We start from the raw sequence: 21,084 nt of genomic DNA, 5'->3' as shown, positions 1-21,084 counted from the left end.
CGGGCATGAATTCCCAAACCGACCTCGTCCCCACGCCCGCGAGCGCTCCGGCCACGTCCGGCGCTACGGAATCCGACTCGCAACACGCGCAATTCGTCGACTGGATGCGCTCGGTTGCCCCCTATATCCACGCGTTCCGCAACAAGACGTTCGTCGTCGGGTTCGGCGGCGAGGTGGTGCATCAGGGGCTGCTGAATGCGCTCGTCTCAGACATCGCGCTGTTGCAGGCCATGGGCATCCAGATCGTGCTCGTCCACGGCTCGCGACCGCAGGTCGAAGAGCAGATGAGCCTGCACGGCGTGGAGTCCGAGTTTTCGCACGGCATGCGCATCACGGATGCGCGCGCGCTCGAATCCGCGAAAGAAGCGGCGGGCGAAGTGCGTCTCGACATCGAAGCCGCCATCAGCCAGGGTTTGCCGAACACGCCGATGGCGCACGCGCACATCAGCGTGGTGTCCGGCAACTTCGTGACGGCGCGGCCGGTCGGCATTCTGGACGGCGTCGACTTCGCCCACACCGGCGTGGTGCGCAAGATCGACGCGGACTCGATCCGCCATTCGCTCGCGAGCCGCAAGCTCGTGCTGCTGTCGCCGCTCGGTTTCTCGCCTACCGGCGAGGCCTTCAATCTGTCCATGGAAGACGTCGCCTCGGCGGCGGCCATCGCGCTGCGCGCCGACAAGATCGTGTTCCTGACCGAAACGCCCGGCCTGATGCAGGACGGCGAGGACGGTCCCGAACTGATGCGCGAACTGTCGCTGGACGACGCGTACAAGCTGCACGAAAGCGGCGAAGTCACCGGCGACGCCGGCTTCTATCTGAAGCATTCGATCCGCGCCTGCCGCGGCGGCGTGGCACGGGCCCACATCATTCCCTACGCGCTCGACGGCAGCCTGCTGCTCGAACTGTTCCTGCACGATGGCGTCGGCACGATGATCTCGTACGAGAACCTCGAGAGCCTGCGCGAAGCGACACCGGACGACGTCGGCGGCATTCTGGCGCTGATCGAGCCGCTCGAATCGGACGGCACCCTCGTGCGGCGCGGCCGTCACCAGATCGAACGCGACATCGACCATTTCTCGGTGATCGAGCACGATGGCGTGCTGTTCGGCTGCGCGGCGCTCTATCCGTACACGCAGGAACGCATCGGCGAAATGGCGTGCCTCACGGTCGCCCCCGAAGCGCAAGGCACCGGCGACGGCGAGCGGCTGCTCAAGCGCATCGAGCAACGCGCCCGCGCGCGCGGCCTCACGCGCATTTTCGTGCTGACGACGCGCACCGAACACTGGTTCCTGAAACGCGGCTTTGTGAAGGCAACGGTCGACGACCTGCCGGAAGATCGCCGCCGCCTCTATAACTGGCAGCGCAAGTCGCTCGTGCTGATGAAACAGCTCTGAGTGGCCTCATAAAGCGACTGCCCGAGATATAACGCAACCACGCGCAACCGTGCGCACCAGCACGCAACAGCGCCCCCACCGATTACAGGAGAAGCACAGCATGGCTCGTATGGTTCAATGCGCGAAGCTCGGCAAGGAAGCCGAAGGCCTCGATTTCCCGCCGCTGCCGGGCGAACTCGGCAAGCGGATCTACGAAAGCATTTCGAAGGAAGCCTGGCAGGCGTGGCTCAAGCAGCAAACCATGCTGATCAACGAAAACCGCCTGAATATGGCCGATCCGCGCGCGCGCCAGTATCTGATGAAGCAGACCGAGAAGTTCTTCTTCGGCGAAGGCGCCGACCAGGCGTCGGGGTTCGTGCCGCCGTCGGAGAGTTGATCCGATAGGCGCCCGTGAGGGCCGCGCATCGCCGGGTGCATTCGATGCCCGTCCGACGAAAAATCCGCGCCGCGTGCGCGGATTTTTTTCGCCTGTCCGGCTGGGCCTGGACCTCCTGGCGGGTCGTTGCACAGGCCACTTTTAAGCCCCCGTTTCAAATTTTCTCACTCTCCCGGATCCCCCGCCCCGCAAGGGATTCAGCCGCCTCCACCCGCTCCGCCGGGCCGCTGCGTTTGCACGATCCTCCGTCATCGTGCTATCATGTTCTTCGTTCCAACAGCAATTCACCATCATTCGCGTTCAATTCACTGTGCGGCGCCGTGCGCGACTCATAGCGGTTTGAACAGTTTTTATACAAGAAGGCTTGTCGGTTACATCGCGAGATTCTCGCGCTCATCACCGGCCTTTTTCGTGCCAAGCCTTTCAGCGGCGCCCGGGCGGTTTCAGGCTTCCCCAGCGTCCTCATGCAACTGCCCCCCTTCCACGGCCACGCAGTTGCAAACAATCAGCAGCACCTAGAGCAGTGCAATTTTTCGCGACATGCGCGTAGGCGACATGGCGCGGGCATCGGCGTTTCTTTTTTTCACGCCGCCGCCCCGTCAGGTCCATCGAAGCCCGGCATTCGCCCTCGCCCGGTTCGCGAAACTGCACTTTCCCAGCACCCGTGGCGGAACGTTCATGTGCGTTTTCATGAGTTTCGTCGCAGTCATTGGAGTTTTCACCTTGACCGCTTCCAGCAACGGCTTCTGGCGACACAAAAAGCAGGAACAACGCCTCACCCTCGACGACATCACGGTCGTCGACAAATCCCTCCTCAAACGTGCAGTCGGCGCCATGGCGCTCGGCAACGCCATGGAATGGTTCGACTTCGGCGTGTACAGCTACATCGCCGTGACGCTCGGCCGGGTGTTCTTCCCCTCGAGCAGCCCCTCCGCGCAGTTGATCGCCACCTTCGGCACCTTCGCGGCGGCGTTCCTCGTGCGGCCTGTCGGCGGCATGGTGTTCGGGCCGCTCGGCGACCGCATCGGCCGCCAGCGCGTGCTCGCCATGACCATGATCATGATGGCCGCCGGCACCTTCGCGATCGGCCTGATTCCGAGCTATGCGTCGATCGGCATCCTCGCCCCGGCACTGCTGCTCGTGGCGCGTCTGGTGCAGGGCTTTTCGACCGGCGGCGAATACGGCGGCGCGGCGACCTTCATCGCCGAATTCTCGACCGACAAGCGCCGCGGCTTCATGGGCAGCTTCCTCGAATTCGGCACACTGATCGGCTATGTGCTCGGCGCCGGGACCGTCGCCGTGCTGACGGCCACGCTGTCGCACGAAGCGCTGCTGTCGTGGGGCTGGCGCGTGCCGTTCCTGATTGCCGGGCCGCTGGGTCTGGTGGGTCTCTACATCCGCATGAAGCTCGAAGAAACGCCGGCGTTCAAGAAGCAGGCGGAGGAGCGCGAAGCGGAAGACAAGGCGCTGCCCACGCAATCGTTGCGCGATTTGCTGGCGAAGCAATGGAAGCCCTTGCTGCTGTGCGTCGGCCTCGTCCTGATCTTCAACGTGACCGACTACATGGCGCTGTCGTATCTGCCGAGCTATCTGTCGTCGACGCTGCACTTCGACGAAACGCACGGCCTCTTTCTGGTGCTGCTGGTGATGGTGCTGATGATGCCGATGACGCTGTTCGCCGGCCGCCTGTCCGACACGATCGGCCGCAAGCCGGTGATGCTGCTGGGCTGCGTGGGCCTGTTCGCGCTGTCGATTCCGGCCCTCCTGCTGATCCGCACGGGCGCGATGCTGCCGGTGTTCGGCGGCCTGCTGATTCTCGGCGTGCTGCTGTCGTGCTTCACGGGCGTGATGCCGTCGGCGTTGCCGGCGCTCTTTCCCACGCGGATCCGTTATGGCGCGCTGGCGATCGGCTTCAATATCTCCGTCTCGCTGTTCGGCGGCACCACGCCGCTCGTGGCCGCATGGCTCGTCGATCGCACCGGCAATCTGATGATGCCCGCGTACTATCTGATGGGCGCCTCGCTGATCGGTATCGTGTCGGTGCTCGCCTTGCGCGAAACCGCGCGCCAGCCGCTGCTCGGCTCGGGTCCCTGCGTCGCCACGCGTGCTGAAGCGCACGCCGTGCTGCGCGGCGAGCGCGAGGCCGAAGAGATGGATGAGGAGTATGCGTCGGGCGCGACGGCGCGGGCTTAAGCGCGCGGCCTGATCCGACGGCCGGGGCCAACGGCCTCGTGCAGACAAGCGGGTCGCCCATGCCTCGGCATGGGCGACCCGTTTTTACGTCAGCAGCGTATGCAGCGTGGCCGTCGCACGCGCGCCGTCGACGATCAACAGTCCCGCCGACACCGGCAGCCTGAAGCGCCGCGGCCCCGCGCTACCCGGGTTCACGAACAGCACGCCGTCGCGCTCGTCGATCAGCGGCTTGTGCGAGTGCCCGGTGACGACGACGCCGATCCCCTTGCTGCGCGGATCGGCCTCCACCTCGGCGATGTCGTGCACCACCAGAATCGTCACCTGCTGCGCCGTGAGCATCGCCTGCGTGGGGAGTGCGCGGGCCCAGTCGCCGGTGTCGTTGTTGCCGCGCACGGCGGTGACGGGCGCAATCCGTTCGAGCGCATCGAGCACTGCCTGCTCGCAGATATCGCCCGCATGGATAATGGCATCGCAGCCCGCGAGATGCTGCAACGCTTCCGGTCGCACGAGATTGTGCGTGTCGGAAATCAGGCCTATCCGGGCGATCGTTGGATTGAGGTTGGCGCGTGTCGTCAGGGTCATACGCCCGCCTCATGGTGAACCGCCAGCCACACCGTCGGCTCCGTCTCATGCGTCCACGCTACCCGATGCCGGCAATGCGCCTCGATCAGCACATGATCGCCCGCCTGCAGCGCGTGTAGTTGCGGGTCGCCTTCGAACTCGAGGCTCGCCGCGCCCGTCAGCAGCACGACCCATTCGTCGCGCGGGCTGTCGTACCAGAAGCCCGGTGGACTCGCCTGTCCAGTTGAGACGATGCGCTCGATCGTCATGCCGCCCTGCTCGACGAGCGTATCGAAGCGCTCGTCGGCGCCTTGCGTTGAACCGATGTCAAACAGATTGCCGATCGCCGGCATGGCGACTCCCAAGGTCAGCAGTTGCAAAGCGTCTCGTGCACGCGCGCGGGACCGCGGCGCGAAGTTTTACTTCATTGGCTTCAGGCCGTCGAGCAAGGTGGGCACCAGTTCGCTGATGGTCGGATGGACATGCATCGCGTACTGCAGCGTCGGATATGGCGCGCCGGCCGTCATGATGTCGATGAAGGTGTGAATCGCTTCATCGCCCTCAATGCCGAGAATCGCCGCGCCGAGGATCTGCTTGGTTTCCGCGTCGACCAGCACCTTCATGAAGCCGTCGGTCTCGCCGCGTTCGCGCGCGCGGCCGACGCGCGACATCGGCATGGTCGAGATCAGCGCGGCGCGGCCGGAGGCGCGCACCTCGGTCTCGGACAGACCCACGCGGGCCAGCGGCGGATCGACGAAAACCGCGTACGCCATGATGCGGGTATCGGCGCTGCGCGTGCCGCCGTCGACGAGATTCGCCGCCACGATCTGGTAGTCGTCGTAGGACGTATGGGTGAACGCACCACGGCCGTTGACATCGCCGATCGCCCAGATGCCGGGCACGCGCGTGCGCAAGAAACCGTCGACCGGAATCGTGCCGTGCCGGTCCGTTTCAAGGCCGGCGGCGGCCAGGCCCAGGTCGTCGGTATTCGGCCTGCGGCCGGTGGCGAACAGAAGATGCGACGCGTCGACAACTGGCTGCGCGCCTTCGAACGCGATCCGCACGCCCTCGCCGTCAAGCGGCTCGACGCGCTGCGGTTGCACGCCAAAACGAAATTCGATGCCTTCGCGCGTCAGCACCTTCTGCACAGCCAGCGCGAAGTCGGCGTCCTCGCGGGCGAGCACGCGCTCGCCGCGCACGATCACCGTCACCCGGCTGCCGAAGCGGCGGAAGATCTGCGCGAATTCGAGCGCGATATAGCTGCCGCCGACGATCGCCAGATGCTCGGGCAACGCGGTCAGTTCAAGCAGCGTGGAATTGGTGTAGTAGCGGATGCGCTCGATGCCGTCGAGCGGCGGCACGACCGCACGCGTGCCGGTGTTGATGAAGATCTCGTCCGCTTCGAGTGCGTCGACGATCCGGCCGTCGGGTCCGCTGACGCTCAGCGCATGCGGACCGGTAAAACGCGCATGACCCTGCAACACGGTGACATTGGCCGCGCCGCGCAGCCACTTTTCGACGCCGCTGCGCGACTCGCCGATGATCCGGTCCTTGCGCGCCTTGACCTGCGCCAGATCGACGCTCACCGCGCCCGCCACCTGCACGCCGTAGCCGGCCGCATGACGCGCCACGTGCGCGACGCGCGCGCTCGCGACATAACTCTTGGTGGGGGTGCAACCGACGTTCACGCAGGTGCCGCCGAACGCGGCCCGCTCGATCACGGCTGTCTTGCGGCCGCTTGCGCCGAGGCGCACCGCGAGCGGCGAGCCGCCTTGTCCGGTGCCGATCACGACTGCATCGAAATGCTGGGGCATGACATGTCTCCCGAGGGCTGATGGCAGCGTTGTGCCATCTTACGCTAGCGCTCGCGGAGGAGATTGGTACGGCGCGTTCAGCCGTGGCAGTGTGCCGCGCAGATCAGTTGGCGCGAGCGTTGCAGCGCCGCCCGGGCGCCCTTCGTGGCCACCATCAGGCCCACCTGGCTCAGGTTGAAATCCTGCGCCACCATCATTTGCATCAAGGCCACCATCGGCAGGACCACCGATGGGTGATAAAGCTGTCTTTCGATCAATGCTCGCATTTCCCACTCCCGACCGCGTCGGGCCGCTTCGGCGAGACGCTACTTTCGTTTCGATGGTGGGATTCTAGGCATCCGCCGCGCGCGGATAAATAGCCGGAAAGCGAAGGGACTTGTCGAGGAATGTGAACAATCCGCCACCGCGCGCCGAACGGCCCGCTCAGGGCCGGCCGCTGGGGCGCGGCGCGGTTCGGGCAAGAACCCGGGTTACTCGAGCGGCGCGCCGATAAACGCCGGCAGCGCCTCGGCGCGTGCGGAAAACGCCGCCAGCGCCGGATAACGCGCGTCATCGAGCACGCCCGGCAGCATGAACTGCGTGAAGCGCCAGGCGACGGCCACCGTGATATCCGGCTGCATCAGGCGCTCGCCGAACAGCCAGCCCTCGCGGCCCGCCAGACGCGTCTCGAGTTCGCCGAACGCGGCGTGCATCTGCTTCTGGATCCGCTCGACCCACGGCTCGAATTGAAACTCCTGCGGCCGCAGATTGCGCTCGTAGGCCGTCTGCATGGCCTTTTCGGTGGCTGCGAGCGCGAAGCCGATCAGGCTCAGCGCCTGCAGCCGCGCCGCGGGCTCCTCGGGCAGCAGGCGGCGGGCAGGCTCGACCTTATGGTCGAGATGATCGAGGATCAGGCTCGAATCGATCAGCAGGGTGCCGTCGTCCTCGATAAAGGTCGGCGCCTTGACCACCGGGTGGATCTTCGCGAATTCGTCGAACTGGCGAAACACCGACACGCTGCGATGCTCGAAAGGCAGGTCGAGCACGGCCAGCGAAATCGCTACGCGACGCACATAGGGGGAGTCCAGCATGCCGATCAGTTGCATTCGTGACCTCGTTGGTCGAGAGGGGGAGGAATGCATGACTTTAGACGAAGCGGCAGCGCTTGGCGATGCGACGCCGCTCCCGGCACCTTACTCCATCTGCCGCAACACCCCCGCCTCGCCGGCCGGCTGGCCGGTTTCCGCCAGGCTGCGCGCATAGGCGCTCGCCGCCACCGGGCGGCTGAACAGATAGCCCTGCTGCTTGTCACACTCGATCGAGCGCAGAAACGACGCCTGCGCCGCCGTCTCCACCCCTTCGGCCGTGACGTTCATGCCGAGCGAATGCGCCATCGCCACCACGGCCTGGGTGATCGCGATGGAGTCGCGATGGTCCGGCAGACCGGCCACGAACGAGCGGTCGATTTTCAGGTTATGCAGCGGAAAGCGCTTCAGATACGACAGCGACGAATAGCCGGTGCCGAAATCGTCGACGGAGATCCGCACGCCCATGTTGCTGAGCGCGCTCAGGATCGGCAGCACGGTTTCGCTGTCGCTCATCAGCAGGCGCTCGGTAATCTCGAGCTCCAGCGCATCGGGTCCGAGTCCGCAGCGTGCAAGACAGCGCTCGATGCGCTCGACCAGCCCCTCGCTCACCTGGCGCGGCGAGAGATTCACCGCAATCACGAGGTCCGGCGCGAGGGTGCGCCGCCATTCGGCCAGTTGCTCGCAGGCGCGCTCCAGCACCCAGGTGCCGATTGCGACGATCAGCCCCGTGTCCTCCGCGACCGGGATGAACTCCACCGGCGACACGTCGCCCAGTTCGCTGTTGTACCAGCGCAGCAGCGCTTCCGCGCCCACCGTGCGGCCGAGCCGGCTGTCGATGATCGGCTGGTAGACGAGACTCAGCTCGCCCGCCGCCAGCGCGCGGCGCAGGAACTGCTCGATGGCAAAACGCCGTTGCAGATGCTGGTTCAGCTCCGCCGTAAAGAACTGGAAGTTGTTGCGGCCGCGCTGCTTGGCCGAGTACATCGCCGAGTCGGCATTGCGCATCAGGGTGGGCACATCGAGGCCGTCTTCCGGAAACAGGCTGATGCCGATCGACGCGCCCAGGTAGTACTCGTTGTCGGCCACGGCGAACGGCACGCCCACCGTCTCGAGAATCTGCCGCGCCAGCGCGATCAGATCGCCGGTGTCGTTGTAGCCGCTCACGACGATCACGAACTCGTCGCCGCCTACCCGCGCAAGCGTGTCCTCCGGCGCGACGCACGACGCCAGCCGGCGCGCCACGCTGCACAGGAGCGCGTCGCCCGCTTCGTGGCCGGCCGTGTCGTTGACCTTCTTGAAGCCGTCCAGATCGACGAACAGCACGGCGACGCGCGCCAGCTCGGTCTCCAGCCCCGACGGCTCGAACAGGTCGCGCATCCGCTCGGTCAGATAGGCGCGGTTATAGAGGCCGGTGAGCGAATCGCGGGTGGCGAGGTATTTGAGTTGCTGCTGGGCCTGGCGCACCGGGCCGATATCGGTGAACGAGACCAGTACCGAACCCGGCTCGCGCTCGCCGGGCTTCAGGATCGGCACCACGTTCAGGGTGATCCAGATGATCTCGCCGTCGGTGAGTTCGAGCCCGAGCGTCAGGCCGAGCTGCGCTTTGCCGGTGGCGAGCGCGCGCACCGTCGGGCGGTCGGCGTGAGCGATCGGCGTGCCGTCTTCATGATAGGCGCGCACCATCACGGTCAGGATATCGCGGCCGATCAGGTCCGCCCCCGCATGCAGCATGCGCTGCGCGCTCGGATTGCAGGCCAGCACGATGCCGCCGCGCGCCTGCACGACGATGCCCTCATTCAGGTGATCGACCACCAGACGGTGATGCTCTTCGCTTTGTGCGAGGCGTTGCGCAATGGCGTCCTGGTGGACCGCGAGGCCGACACTGCGGCCGATATTGCGCAGCATCGCTTCTTCTTCGAGACCGGGGCGCCGCCGCGTGCGATGGTAGACCGCGAAGGCGCCGAGCACCCTGCCTTCTTCGTTCTCGAACGGAATCGACCAGCAGGCGCGCAGGCCGATCGGCAAGGCGAGCTGCCGGTAGTCCGCCCACAGCGGATCCGTTTCGATGTCCTCGACCACCACCATGCGCCGCAGGTACATCGCCGTGCCGCACGAGCCGACCTGCGGACCGATGACGGCGCCGTCGAGCGCGGCCGTATAGGACTTCGGCAGCGAGGGCGCACCGCCGGCGCGCACATGGACGCCGTCCTCGTCGAGCAGCAGGATTGAACAACTCGCGGCCTCGCCGAGCAGGGCCTCCGCGTAGCGGCACACTTCGTCCAGCAGTTCCGGCAGCGGCGTATTGCGCGTGATCAGCCGCAGTACGCTGCGCTCGGAGGCCAGCAATTGCTCAGCCAGCCCCGATGGATAGCGGGTGCTGTCAGACGCTGCTCCAACCGTGTCACCTGGTGTCACCTGGCAAGTCATATCTGAGCCCCCTATCGCAACATCGGCAGGTTTGGGCCTACGGCACACTGGGGTTTACGCCTGGACGCATCAATTGATCCATCGGGCATGGCGAGGCCATGCCGGCCACCTAGTTGTGCTTGTGCAAATCCGGATTCAGTTGCCCCCATGCTTTGTTGCGCGGAATCGCTTCGACCGCGCCGCTTTGCGAATTGCGCCGGAACAGCCAGTCGGGCTGCCCCGACAGCGTCGCGGCCTTGACCACCGAACCGTCCGGCAAGCTCACCCGTGTGCCCGCCGTGACATAGCAACCGGCCTCGACGACGCAGTCGTCGCCGAGCGAAATGCCGATACCCGCATTCGCGCCCAGCAGGCAGCGCTTGCCTACCGAAACCACCTGCTTGCCGCCGCCCGAGAGCATGCCCATGATCGACGCGCCGCCGCCGATATCGCTGTGGTCGTCGACCACCACGCCTGAACTGATGCGCCCTTCGACCATCGAAACGCCGAGCGTGCCCGCGTTGAAATTGCAGAAGCCCTCGTGCATCACCGTGGTGCCGGGCGCAAGATAGGCGCCGAGGCGCACCCGGTCCACATTGGCGATGCGCACGCCCGACGGTACGACGTAATCGGTCATGCGCGGGAATTTGTCGATGCTGGTGACTTCGAACGAGGTGCGCGCGGCGCGCGCCTTCATCCGGATCTGGGCCACCGCCTCCACGGCGCAGGGGCCGAACGAGGTCCATGCGACGTTGGCAAGCAATCCGAACAATCCGTTCAGATTCGCTTCGTGCGGTTTGATCAGCCGGTGACTGAGCAGATGCAGGCGCAGGTAGACGTCATGCGCATCGAGCGGCGGCTCGGCAAGCGACGCGATCGCGGTCCGCACGCCGACCACCTCGACGCCGCGACGCTCGTCGGGGCCGAGGCAGTTCGCGGCCGCGTCGCCGATCGCCCGCGACACGTCGTCGTGCGACAGACGCACCGTGCCCCCGGCGAGCGGCTCGTCGGCCAGCTCGGGCTCGGGAAACCAGCTATCGAGAATCGTGCCGTCGGCGGCCACGGTCGCGAGACCGACCGCCATCGCGCCGCCCGTCTTGTGTTCACCCAATGCCATTACTCCTGTCTCCAATGAGATGCGGTGAGATCCGCCTAGTTGCCCTGCGGCGGCCTGCCCTGCTTGCCACCCCCGCCACCTCCGCCCGGCCGGCCTCCGCCTCCCGGTGGCCGGCCACCGGAGCCGCCTGAACCGCCCGGGCGCTGCCCGCCTGCGCCGGGACGCTGGCCGCCTGGGGGCTGGCCGCCCGGCGGCCTGCCGCCCGCATTACCCGGCGGCCGTCCACCCGCATTCCCCGGTGGGCGCCCACCTGGCGGCCTGCCGCCTGGACCACCCGGCGGCGGACCGGGCGGACGTCCGGGCGGGCGTCCCGCGCCGGAATGCGGCGGGCGCGGCGGCGGGCGATGCGCCCAACGCGATTGATCGCGATACCACGGCCGCCCACGGTAATAGTTGCCCCAATACGTGCCGATCGAGAACGTGACGATAGGCAAACCGATCACCGTGCCGTAGTTCAGCACCGGCACCGGGTTACCTTGATAAGGGTAGCTGATACGGCCTGCATATACCCAGCCGCGCAGGTTCGGCAGTGCGACATCGCACCAGCTATAACCGGCCACGCAGCCCATCACCGTGACGGGTGCGCCGCCCGGCAATTGCGACACCACCGGATAGTCTCGTGCGGGCCCGGCACGAAGGTTCACCGGACCATTGGTGACGGCCTGGGTCTGCGCAAAGGCGGCAGCGGGCACGAGCAACAGACTGGTCAACCCTGCATAACAGCACTGCACGAACTGTCTTCGCATTGCGGCCTCCTGAGGTCGGGGCGGTTTTCTGATTGTCGCGGTTTGCTGGTCGCTGCGAGACCTAGCGTACCGCATCCCGATGAACGCCGCAGGTCATTCGTGGCCGCGCAGGAAACCGCATGGGAAACATTTGGTAAGCAGATCGCAAACTCGTCCTTTTTTTGAGGTCTGCGCGATTCCAGTTCAGCCGATCATTCATCGCACACCCCGAACCCCTGTTTCGCCGGTACCGCCATGAAGATATTCCGCACTGCCACTCTCGCGAGCTTGCTGCTCATCCACCTGCCGGCCCATGCGACCAGCTTCGATTGCAACAAGGGCCGCTCGGTCCCGGAGCAATTGATCTGCCATCGAGCCGATCTGTCCACCCTCGACGACCTGCTCGGCAAGCTGTACCGTCAGGCGCGCCGCGCCGTCGCCAACCCCAAGGCGTTCCGCGCCGACAGCGACAGCAAATGGGCCTGGCGCGAAGCGAACTGCAGCGACGAAGCCTGCCTGAAAACCTGGTACACCGGGCGCATCGAAGAGTTGCAGCGCCTGCTGGCGAGCCTCCCGCAAGGCGGCCCGGCGGCTCAGCCGGACAAGCCCGACCAGCCGGCACCGGGTTCGCATGAGTTATCCCGCGACCCGGACCGGCGCGCCATCGCGCATGCGCAACCTGACGCGGGCAAGGCAGACACGGCCGACGCCGCGAACGCAGCCAGGGCGGCCACCGCAGCCAACGCAGCCACCGCAACGGTGGCCCTGCAATGCACTTCCGCCGATCCGGGCATCACCTTGCATGACCAGTGCGCGACGGTCCTGAAGCAGGACACGCGCTGGCAATATCCGCCTCACAGCGGCGACTGGTTCTGCGGACTCGCGAACGTGGCGCAGTCGCCGGCGGAACCGGTCGCGGAACCGGTCGCCGAACAGTAGGCGCGGAGCCGCGGCGCAAAAAAAGCGCGGCGGCCGTCTGCCCTCGCACCCACACGCCGGCCGTCAGGCCACCGACTCCACCGCGACGCGTTCGCACAGTGTGGCCAGGTCGATCAGCATCAAGGTGCCGCGTCCCGGCAACTCGACGGCTTCCGTCATGCCGTTGCCCCAGCCGTTGCCGAGCTGGCGCGTCAGCATGGCCGGGACCGGAATCCGGCTGCCGGACTCGATGGTCACGATGTTGTCGACCGCGTCGACCACGAGTCCGTACTTTTCGCCGCGATGTTCGACGATCAGGATCTTCGCGTGCGTCGGGTCTTCGTAGGACGGCATGCCGTACATGGCGCGCACGTCGATCACCGTGAGGAGTTCGCGGCGCAGATGCAGCACGCCGCGCACGAAAGCGGGCGCGCCCGGCGTCGCGACGATCTCGTCCGAGTAGTCGATCACCTCGCGCAACTGGCCGATGCGCACGCCGAGCAGATGTCCGAGGCGGAACGTCACATAGGTCTCGCGCGTGCCGCCGCGCCGGTTCGAAGCCTCCGTCTGGGTTCTGTCGCGGTACAGGTCGCGATGACCCTGAGCCACGGCGGTAATCCGCGGATGCGTGCAGAGCGCATCCGGACTCAGCAGGATGATGCTGTCGCGTCCTTCGTTGCCGAGGCAACCCGCGAACAACGCAACGTGCCGGCGGCTATAGGCGGGCATCACCATCAGTTCGTCGTCGCGGTAGCCGACGATGCTGCGCACCTCGTCGACCATCAGGCCGACATGCACGTCGTACTGGTTGAGCACCACAATGCGCCGTTCATCGGAAGCCGCGGCGTGGCCGGACGCTGCCGCGTCGTCACGTGCAAGGCCCATGAAGCGGGCAAAGTCGATCACCGGCACCGTCGTGCCGCGCAGGTTCAGCATGCCGATGCAGACCTCGTCGGCGAGCGGCGACGGATGCATGGCCGGCACGCGGATGATCTCCTGAATCGCGGCCATCGGCAGCGCGAGATGCGCCCCGGCGACGCGAAACGACACGGTCTGGCGACGCTGTGCCTGCTGCACGCGCCGCTCCGTCGCCGCGGCGCGATGATGCAACTGCGGCACGTCGGGCAAGCCGAGCAGCGCGGCTGCCGAGAGGATCTGCAGGATCCGCTCGCCGCCGTCGAGTTTCAGCGCACCGCAGATGATCGGCGGAGCGTGGTCCGTACGCTCGAACGTAATCTTCTGCGCAGCCGGCACGCGCAGGATTTCGCCGGTCGTATCGAACTGCAGCCCCACGCGCACGTCGCCCAGTTCGACGATGGCGATCTTGCTGGCGGCGCGCGCGGTGTCGTCCGGCAAATGCAGCAACTGGCGCAGGTCGACAATGGGAATCAGCGTGCCGCGCAGATTGAAGAGTCCGAGCAGATGAGTGGGCGCAAGCGGCACCGGCGTGACGGCCGCCGGATAGTTGACCACCTCCTGCAAGGCCGCGACCGGCAGCGCGAGTTCGGTCTCGCCGAGATGGAATGAACCGAACAGTTCGACGGCGGAACTGCTCGCGGACGTAGCGTTGATATCCATGCTGAGGCCCCCGTTCAGAGCGTGCGGGTAAATTTTGTCACAGCGAACGCATGCTGATGGCAATCGATCAGCAGTTGCCTGCCGCATTCGCCACCCACATCCACATGCACCACGCGCACGCCGAGCGCTGCGAGCAACTGCTGCGCGGTGCGGACATTCTGTTCGCCGATCGGCGCGTGCGCCGGCCGGCGTTCGTAATGGACCATATTCGCGCCGCCTGCCAGCACGGCCTCCAGCGCATCGTGCGAAGCCCGTTCGACCTGCATCAAGCGGAGCAGCGAGGGAATGGCCTGGGTCACATATTTGGCGCCGTTGCCCTCGGGCCGGGTGGGTGCGTCGGGCAGCAGGCAATGCGCGAGGCCATAAATTGCGCGCTCGCGCCACAGCAGGCCAATGCCGACGCACGAGCCGAGCGTGGCGCGCAACACGTCGCGCCCCTGGCCGATGCCGATCGCGCACATATGCACCTGAATCTCGCGGACGTCGTCGGTCACGGGCGCCTCCCGTTGCGGTAGATGAGCGGCTGCTCGAACGCGAAACCCATCTCGAAGCGGCTCAACGATTCGGATTCCCCAACGATCAACACGCCCTCGGGGGCCATCGCGCGACGCACGTTTTCGAGTACCGCCTGCTGGCCGTCGGTATCGAAGTAGATCAGCACGTTGCGCAGCAGCGTGACATCCATGGCGCCGATGTCGCGCGGCGGCTCGTGCAGGTTGTGCCTGCGAAAGCTCACATTCGCGCGCAACGCCGGCCCTGCGCTAAAGCCGCCGTCCGCCGCGACGAAGTATTTCGCCAGCAACTCGGGATGCGACTGCTGCAACCCGTCGATGCTGCGGCCCTGGTAGTGCGCAGCCGCTGCCTTGCGCAGGATCGCGTCGCCGATGTCCGTGGCGAGAATGCGGTAGCGGAACGCCGGATGGCGGCTGCGAAACTCCTCGCACAGCATCGCCACCGTATACGCCTCCTCCCCGCTCGACGCCGCCGCCGACCACACCCGCAAGGGCGTGTCGGCATGTGCGTCGAACCAGCGCGGCAGGAATTGCCCGGCGAAGTACTCCCAGATGCGCGGCGTGCGAAAGAACGAGGTCTCGTTGGTGGTGACCAGATCGATGAAATCGCGCACCTCGTCCGGCTTCGCCTCCAGCACGTGCAAGTAGTCCCGGTAGCCGGTGAGCGCCAGCTCGCGCAGACGCCGGCGCAAGCGGCCCTCCAGCAAGGTCCACTTGCGCTCGCTCATGGCGATGCCGGTGTGGCGCCGCACCTGGTCGAAAAACGCCCGGCGGGTCGCCTGATCGACCTCACGCTCCGTATCCACGGCGCCTCCCGCGTTAGACGACAAAGCGCGTGACCGTCTGATCGAGCGTTTCCGCGCCCTGCATCAGCGTGGCGCTGGCGCGCGCAATCGTGTCGCAGGCGCCGGCGGATTTCTCGGTCTCCTCGGCGACCTGCTGGATCGCCGCGCTGACCTCGCGAGCCGCGATGAGCTGCTCGTCCGCGCCGCAGGAAATCTCCGAGATCGCGTGCGTCGTGCGGCTCACGCCGTTGACGATCTTGTCGAACGCCTCGCCCGCCTGCTTCGAAATCTCGCTGCCCTGGGTCACCCGCTTGACCGATTCGTTGATCAGCTTCGAGATTTCCTTGGTCGCCTGCGACGAACGCTCGGCGAGCTTGCGCACTTCGTCGGCCACCACCGAGAAGCCGAGCCCGTGTTCGCCCGCACGCGCCGCCTCGATCGCCGCATTGAACGCCAGCAGGTTGGTCTGGCTGGCAATCTCGCCGATCACCTTGATGATCTCGCTGATATCTTCGGAGGACTTATTGATCAGCTCCATCGCCTCGATCGAACGGGCAATCGCCTTGGCGCCGCGCTCGGCTTCCTGCTGGGTGTCTTTGGCGAGGTTGTCGGCGCTGCGCGAATTGTCGGCAATCGAATTGATCGAAGCGGTCAGTTCCTCGATCGACGCGTTCATTTCTTCGACCGTCGCGCCGAGCAACTGCGCGCCGCTTGCCACCGTGTTGGCGCGCCCGGCGATATCCTGCGACGAAGCCGTGAAACCGCCCGCCGATTCCACCACCTTGCCGATCACGCCGCGCAGATCGTCCATCATCCGCTTGATGCCGGCGGCGAGCTGATCGATCGGCTCGTTGCCGGACACGTTGACCGAGCCGGTCAGATCGCCGGCCGCGGCCTTGCTGACCACGTTCAATAGCGCCGCGACCTTGCGCTGATCGTCGTCCGCGCGGCGGCGCACGCGCTCTTCCAGTTCGACCTGGGCGGTGACGTCGGTGGCGAACTTGATCACCTTATGAAGCCGGCCGCCGACGTCGAAGATCGGGTTGTAGGTGGCCTGAATCCACACGGCGCGGCCGCCTTTGGCGATGCGCTTGTAGCGCCCCGCATCGAATTCGCCGCGATTGAGCTTGGCCCAGAAATCGCGGTATTCCGCGCTGGCCGTATACGCCTCGTCGCAAAACTGGCGGTGATGCTTGCCCTGGATCTCGTCGAGCCGGTAGCCGAGCGTGTCGAGGAAGTTCTGGTTGGCGAACAGCACCGTGCCGGACAGATCGAATTCGATCACGGCCTGGGCGCGGTCGAGCGCGCGCACCTTGCCCTCGTATTCGGCGTTCTGCTGGCGCGTCGCGGTGATGTCGGTGGCGAACTTGATGACCTTGTAAGGCTTGCCGTCGGCGTCGAACACCGGGTTATACGAGGCGTTGATCCAGATCTCGCGGCCGCCCCGGCCGACGCGCTGGTACTCGCCATGATCGAACTCGCCGCGGGCAAGCTTCTCCCAGAACTGGCGATACGCGGCGCTATCGGCGTAAGCGGGTTCGCAAAACATGCGGTGATGCTGGCCGCGGACCTCGTCGAGCGTGTAGCCGAGGGTCTTCAGGAAGTTGTCGTTGGCATGCAGGACGATACCGTGCAGATCGAATTCGATCACGGCCTGAACACGATTTAGCGCAGCGCTGACCGCGCTGAGCTCGGTCATTTCCAGGTGCCGCTCGGGCGTTGAATGTTCCACTTCGTTCTCCTCGTTGAACGCGCGTGAAGAAAACCAAAACACGCCGGCGCCTCACTCGCTACGAGGGGGCCGGATCGTGCTTTCTCTCAGGTTATGTAGTTTGTTTGCCGTGCCAGAGAAGTGCCTCCCTGCGACGATCTTCGCGTCGACGCCCTTGCACTTCACTAGCACTGCATGAGGTATATCGGCGGGCAAAGATGCAATCTTTATACCGGATTAACCCTGAATTTTCGTCATGCCGATTTTTTCTTTCTATTCCTCAGCAATCGTTTGCCAACGATTGTTTATCGAGTGCTGATTCGGCGATTATTATTTCTTGAGGGATGGCTTTTAAACAGGCGATCTGGTATTTGACTCAACCGCGCAGCGCCATGGAGATGCCCGTCAACCCCGCCTCCAGTTCAGTACGCGTCGGCCAGCCGTAGCCCAGCCTGAAATAGGCATCTGACATCTCAAACCAATGACCCGGGCCGACGTAGGTTCCCTGCACGTCGATCAGCCGCCGATAGAACGCGTCGGTGCCGCCGGCCGGCTCCACGCGCATGCGCGGAAAGCAGACCACGCCGCCTGAGGGCGCCACCCACTCCAGGCAGGCCTCATTGGCGATCCACTCCGTGACCAGCGCAAGACGGCTGCGCATTTCCGCGAGGGTCGGCTCCAGAATGGCCGCGCGTCGCGCGAGGATCTGCTCGCCTACCCATTCGTCGATCACGCTGCCGCAAATGCTGACCTGCTCTTTTGCCGCGAGGAAGAGCTGCTGCAAATGCGCATCTTTCGTCACGATCCATCCCAGCCGGATGCCCGGCACGCCATACGCTTTCGATAACGACGACACGCTGATGACATGCGAGCCCAGCGACGCCGCCAACGGCAACGTCCGGCCGAACGACAGATCGCGATAGGTTTCGTCGACCAGCAGATAGCAGCCATGCCTGCGCGCGAGTTCGACGAGCCCGTGCAGTTCGCCCTCGGAATACATGACGCCGGTGGGATTGTGCGGACACGTCACGCTGATGACTTTCGTGGATGGCGTGATCGCGGCGGCAAGCTTGTCGAAGTCGATCGCAAAGCCTTCTTCGAACAGCAGATCGACACAGGTGACCCGGCAGCCGATGGCTTTCGGCGTCTCCAGATTGGTGGCGTAGTTCGGGCGCACGACGACCAGATGGTCGTACGAACTGAGCAGCGCGGTGGCGATGATAAAGAGCGCTCCGGCCGCGCCGGTCGTGACCAGCACATCGTCGACGCTCACGCCGGTGTTGTCGCCGGCGATCAATGCGCGTAGCGACGCGCCGCCACGGTGTTCGCCGTACAGCAGCTTGAGGTCGGGAATCTGCAGATTCAGGCCGGCGAGCGTCTGGTCGGCCACCGAGCTTTCCGACAGGTTATAGCGAATCCGCCCATAACCGTACTCCTCGGGCGATTCGGTTTCGATGGGCATGCGGACGTATTTCATAGGCCTCTCCATAAGATGAAGGGCTTATCGTGCCTGTGCCTGCAATTTGCCACCATCCCTCTCGAGAGGGGGCATGCGCAAACTCAGTGACGCTCGCGATACAGCGCAAACAACTCGGCAAGCGTGCCGATGCCGAGCTTGCGAAAGATCTGTTTGCGATGATCCTTGACGGTGTGGCCGCTGATGCCGAGACGAAGCGCAATCGCTTCGGAACCGCAACCGCTTAGAAGCAGTTCGGTCACTTCAAGCTCGCGGCGTGACAAGCGCGCCCTGGATACCACCGTGCCGCGTAGCGGCGAGCGGTCGAGGAGAACGGACTGGCGCTCGAACGCGGCTGCAATCGGCCCACGCAATGCGGAGAGTTCATGCAGTCTGCCGGCCGACAATCCACGTGCTGCGCGTTCACGGTAGATACCGAACTCCACCACACCCTGGCATGCCTCGAAATACAGGCCGATTTCTTCGAGCCTTTCCGGCCAGCCGATGGTGCGGTAGCCGAGTTCCTCGTCCGGGTTCTCGATCAGATAGCGCCGCAGACCTGCACCGATGTTCTGCGCTCCGATGCGAAAATCGCAGGCGCGAAACACACCGGGCCCATGGGAGAACTGCAGGACCGGATTCAGACGGTACGTCATGGCGACGTAGTTTTGCACGCCCTCTTTGCCGCCTGCCGCGGCAAAATTATCGAACATCAGTACAGGGCCGTTGTCGCGCCGGTGGATCACGACGGTCGCCAGATCGAAGTCCAGCCAGGCGAGCACCGCGCCTGCCGCGCGCGCGGCAAAGTCCGGTTCGCCGATCGCCCCGATGACATGCTCGAGGACAGCCTCCTGCGTGTGCCGTGACATCTGCATACGGCCTCCTGCCCAAGTTGATTTTCACGCCCGACGCGTTCGTGCAACAGGCCAACGGCTTCGATCTATTCCTGCAGCGTTCCGACCACCTCGTCGTAGCGCAGCGCCCCGCTGTTGATATTGACTTCGCGCCTGAAGACAATCTGCTGTCCGGCGAACTCGCATACGACGGTGTCGCGGAAGGCGGTCTCGGCGAATATCCATGTCATCTGCAGACGCGAGGCATCCAGCCAGCACGCTCGCGCAAGCACGGGACTGCCGCGCAAATGATAGCCGTGATGGAGGTCGCTACCCGGCATCTCATTCGGACTCTCGATCCAGCGGTCGAAGCCCGCGACGATGACATGCTGCCCGTCCGCATCGTCGAGAAGCAGTGTGCAGTCGCCGTCTGTGAATGCAAGCTGCAGTGCCCGAATACCCTGCGCGTTCGGCTGCATGACAAAGCGCCTTGTACCCGCGCCTGAACGCGCGGCGCCGCCGTTCGCATCCGACGCTTGCGCCGCCCGCAGATACGGCGCTTTCCACGCAACCGGCGCGTCCTCTTTTTGCCATTCGACAATCCGGGCGCCGAGTCTCGCATCGGCAGCGGGCCCATCCGTCAGCACCGCATCGAACGCCGCTGGAAAGTACCGATCGATGAAGGGCCTGAGCTTCGCACTGCCCTTGATCGCGCCGGTCACGGCCAGCGTCGCACCGTGCGCGGGAAACACCACGGCCATCTGCACAAACTTGCCGATCGCGCTATACGAACCGCCGTCCGGACTCGTCCACCAGTGATATCCGTAGCGTCCCGACTCCACATGCGCGCGGGTCGCCTCCGCCACCCACGCCTCGGGAAGCACGCGCTTGCCCTCCCAGACGCCGTTTTGCGCATGCAGGATGCCGAGCTTGAGCATGTCCGCTGTTTTCGCTATCAGCCCATTGCCGCCCGGATTGATGCCATCGGGACCGATGTCCCACGACTCGCCTTTGATGCCCAAAGGCTCGAGCAGTCGCGGCTTGAGGTAATCGTGCAGGGTCTCTCCCGTCGCGCGGCTCAGGATCGCCGACAACATATAGCTGGCCGCGCTCGTGTACAGAAAGGCGCCTCCCGGTTTATCGACAATAGGAATCCTGAAGAACGCCTCTGTCCAGATCGTGCCCAGCGCGCGCCATTGCGCACCGGATGTCTCGCCGGCGTGACCCACACGCATCGTAAGCAGATCCTCGATCGTCATGGCCGCGAGCCAGTCGCTCACGCCTGCCGGCAGCGCCTCGGGGAAGAACGACACCACCTTGTCGTCGAGGCGAAAGCGTCCTTCCTCGAGCGCGAGGCCGATCGCGCAAGCCGTAAAGCTTTTCGCCACGGAATGCAGATTGCGCGGACGGTCCGCGCGGTACGGCCAACGCCATGCCTCCGCCACCACGTGAGCGTTGCGGTGAATCATCAGCGCATGCAGGTCGAGGTCCGCCGCTTCGACCGCGTCCAGGAAGGCGACGATCGCGTCAGCGTCCACACCCATGGAAGACGGGGTCGCACGCGCCAGGCCATCCAGCGCCGTGCCACTTAAACCGGCTGATGCCTTCACACCACGATCAAGAAAAGAATCTGACATT

General features: G+C 65.3%; 19 protein-coding genes. 4 read left to right on the top strand and 15 right to left on the bottom strand.

From position 1 onward, the window contains the following. Window positions 1-5 precede the first annotated feature (5 nt). The 3 genes from argA (at window position 6) to proP (ending at window position 3,963) form a co-directional block, all read left to right on the top strand. On the top strand, window positions 6-1,394 hold the full coding sequence (gene argA, locus P3T42_RS06445) for an amino-acid N-acetyltransferase (RefSeq protein WP_074299970.1): 1,389 nt from the start codon (window positions 6-8) through the stop codon (window positions 1,392-1,394). 100 nt (window positions 1,395-1,494) lie between these two features. Further along, entirely contained in the window at window positions 1,495-1,770 is a 276-nt protein-coding gene (locus P3T42_RS06440; protein WP_074299971.1) for an oxidative damage protection protein, read from the top strand. Between the two features lie 690 nt (window positions 1,771-2,460). Next, window positions 2,461-3,963 carry a glycine betaine/L-proline transporter ProP gene (proP, locus tag P3T42_RS06435; protein WP_253190198.1) on the top strand — a complete coding sequence of 501 codons (1,503 nt, stop codon included), beginning with the start codon at window positions 2,461-2,463 and terminating at the stop codon, window positions 3,961-3,963. Between the two features lie 84 nt (window positions 3,964-4,047). Here proP and P3T42_RS06430 read toward each other — a convergent pair whose 3' ends face one another. The 8 genes from P3T42_RS06430 to P3T42_RS06395 form a co-directional block, all read right to left on the bottom strand. Further along, complete coding sequence (locus P3T42_RS06430; protein ID WP_074299972.1) at window positions 4,048-4,545, bottom strand: metallophosphoesterase family protein; 498 nt, start codon at window positions 4,543-4,545, stop codon at window positions 4,048-4,050. Then, a complete protein-coding gene (locus tag P3T42_RS06425) occupies window positions 4,542-4,877 on the bottom strand; it encodes a cupin domain-containing protein (RefSeq protein ID WP_429305624.1) in 336 nt (111 codons plus the stop codon). The genes P3T42_RS06430 and P3T42_RS06425 overlap by 4 nt, the downstream gene beginning before the upstream one ends. A 66-nt stretch (window positions 4,878-4,943) precedes the next feature. Next, the gene (locus P3T42_RS06420) at window positions 4,944-6,338 is read right to left on the bottom strand and encodes an FAD-containing oxidoreductase (RefSeq protein WP_429305490.1); all 1,395 of its coding nucleotides are present in this window, start codon (window positions 6,336-6,338) and stop codon (window positions 4,944-4,946) included. A gap of 77 nt (window positions 6,339-6,415) precedes the next feature. After that, window positions 6,416-6,604, bottom strand: coding sequence for a hypothetical protein (locus tag P3T42_RS06415; RefSeq protein WP_429305489.1), 189 nt, complete (start codon window positions 6,602-6,604; stop codon window positions 6,416-6,418). A 204-nt stretch (window positions 6,605-6,808) separates the two neighbouring features. Further along, on the bottom strand, window positions 6,809-7,423 hold the full coding sequence (locus tag P3T42_RS06410; protein WP_074299975.1) for a glutathione S-transferase family protein: 615 nt from the start codon (window positions 7,421-7,423) through the stop codon (window positions 6,809-6,811). An 87-nt stretch (window positions 7,424-7,510) separates the two neighbouring features. Continuing rightward, the gene (locus tag P3T42_RS06405) at window positions 7,511-9,832 is read right to left on the bottom strand and encodes a putative bifunctional diguanylate cyclase/phosphodiesterase (protein WP_429305488.1); all 2,322 of its coding nucleotides are present in this window, start codon (window positions 9,830-9,832) and stop codon (window positions 7,511-7,513) included. A gap of 109 nt (window positions 9,833-9,941) precedes the next feature. After that, window positions 9,942-10,928, bottom strand: a complete 987-nt coding sequence (gene dapD / locus P3T42_RS06400; protein WP_074299977.1) for a 2,3,4,5-tetrahydropyridine-2,6-dicarboxylate N-succinyltransferase — start codon at window positions 10,926-10,928, stop codon at window positions 9,942-9,944. Window positions 10,929-10,963: 35 nt separating this feature from the next. After that, window positions 10,964-11,674, bottom strand: coding sequence for an SH3 domain-containing protein (locus P3T42_RS06395; RefSeq protein ID WP_429305487.1), 711 nt, complete (start codon window positions 11,672-11,674; stop codon window positions 10,964-10,966). Window positions 11,675-11,908: 234 nt separating this feature from the next. Here P3T42_RS06395 and P3T42_RS06390 point away from each other — a divergent pair, with 234 nt between their 5' ends. Beyond that, entirely contained in the window at window positions 11,909-12,592 is a 684-nt protein-coding gene (locus tag P3T42_RS06390) for a lysozyme inhibitor LprI family protein (RefSeq protein WP_074299979.1), read from the top strand. A 63-nt stretch (window positions 12,593-12,655) separates the two neighbouring features. On the opposite strand, the gene P3T42_RS06385 is transcribed toward P3T42_RS06390, so the two are convergent. The 7 genes from P3T42_RS06385 to P3T42_RS06355 form a co-directional block, all read right to left on the bottom strand. After that, window positions 12,656-14,149, bottom strand: coding sequence for a chemotaxis protein CheW (locus P3T42_RS06385; RefSeq protein ID WP_429305486.1), 1,494 nt, complete (start codon window positions 14,147-14,149; stop codon window positions 12,656-12,658). A gap of 14 nt (window positions 14,150-14,163) precedes the next feature. Next, window positions 14,164-14,643, bottom strand: a complete 480-nt coding sequence (locus P3T42_RS06380) for a chemotaxis protein CheD (RefSeq protein WP_429305485.1) — start codon at window positions 14,641-14,643, stop codon at window positions 14,164-14,166. Further along, on the bottom strand, window positions 14,640-15,467 hold the full coding sequence (locus P3T42_RS06375; RefSeq protein WP_429305484.1) for a CheR family methyltransferase: 828 nt from the start codon (window positions 15,465-15,467) through the stop codon (window positions 14,640-14,642). Before P3T42_RS06375 ends, P3T42_RS06380 begins: the two co-directional genes overlap by 4 nt. 13 nt (window positions 15,468-15,480) lie before the next feature. Continuing rightward, complete coding sequence (locus P3T42_RS06370) at window positions 15,481-17,178, bottom strand: methyl-accepting chemotaxis protein (protein ID WP_429305483.1); 1,698 nt, start codon at window positions 17,176-17,178, stop codon at window positions 15,481-15,483. A gap of 355 nt (window positions 17,179-17,533) precedes the next feature. Then, window positions 17,534-18,634, bottom strand: a complete 1,101-nt coding sequence (locus P3T42_RS06365; protein ID WP_429305482.1) for an aminotransferase class I/II-fold pyridoxal phosphate-dependent enzyme — start codon at window positions 18,632-18,634, stop codon at window positions 17,534-17,536. Window positions 18,635-18,717: 83 nt separating this feature from the next. Next, entirely contained in the window at window positions 18,718-19,482 is a 765-nt protein-coding gene (locus P3T42_RS06360; RefSeq protein WP_429305481.1) for a helix-turn-helix transcriptional regulator, read from the bottom strand. A 71-nt stretch (window positions 19,483-19,553) separates the two neighbouring features. Next, window positions 19,554-21,056 (bottom strand): serine hydrolase domain-containing protein, encoded by a 1,503-nt coding sequence (locus P3T42_RS06355; protein ID WP_429305480.1) that lies wholly within the window; start codon window positions 21,054-21,056, stop codon window positions 19,554-19,556. Window positions 21,057-21,084: the final 28 nt, after the last annotated feature.

The organism is Paraburkholderia sp. GAS38 (assembly GCF_050434965.1).
Lineage (GTDB): Bacteria > Pseudomonadota > Gammaproteobacteria > Burkholderiales > Burkholderiaceae > Paraburkholderia > Paraburkholderia phenazinium_A.
The sequence above is the reverse complement of the archived record's forward strand: the minus strand, read 5'-3'. Positions and strand labels throughout refer to the sequence as shown.